Genomic DNA, 590 nt, shown 5'->3' with positions numbered 1-590 from the left:
ATCGGTGAGATGGTTATCTCTACTGATAAAAAGGATTACTTATTTAGACCATCGTTCATCAATATGACAAGAATCGGCGAGCCTAAGCAGATTGTGAGCGCGTATGGTCAATTAAATGGTACAGAGGTACAAGATTTAATTACTCGCGCCGTAATGAATTACAGGGTTATTCCTGAGTGGTTAATAAAGGCCATTAACAAACCTACATATGGGCGCAATATCTTACAAACTGCAATGATAGTGATGCAGGCATGTTGTGATGACGATTGTTCTGAAATCATTGGCGAATGGAAATCAAGTAAACGCGGTATCGTCTATAAAAACGGCAAGATGCCAATCGCTGACATTATCGTTATTGCCAGAGAACTATTTACTCACGGAATTATCGGTAAAGCGAAGATCCGCAAACTTCAACGCAATGAAGGTAAAAATGAATTCTCAGATGAGTTTATGGCAATTGATTACATCAGTTCAGCTCGTGCGCACTTTGGTATGAATCGAGAAGAAGCCGAACAGTTAACAATGACTGAATTTCAGATGATGCTCAAAGTTAAATATCCCGATGAGAAAGGCTTCACGAGAGAAGAATA

Annotated in this window: 1 protein-coding gene; it reads left to right on the top strand. The window is 39.3% G+C overall.

Annotation, left to right across the window (positions count from 1 at the left end; all coding sequences use genetic code 11):
* A partial coding sequence (locus tag ABN212_RS18795) for a DUF6246 family protein (protein WP_349443579.1) occupies positions 1–590 on the top strand: 590 nt, incomplete at both ends.

The sequence above is a fragment of the Proteus genomosp. 6 genome, assembly GCF_040139785.1.
Taxonomy (GTDB): domain Bacteria; phylum Pseudomonadota; class Gammaproteobacteria; order Enterobacterales; family Enterobacteriaceae; genus Proteus.
Note: the sequence above shows the minus strand (reverse complement) of the source record. Positions and strands in the feature narration are given on the sequence as shown.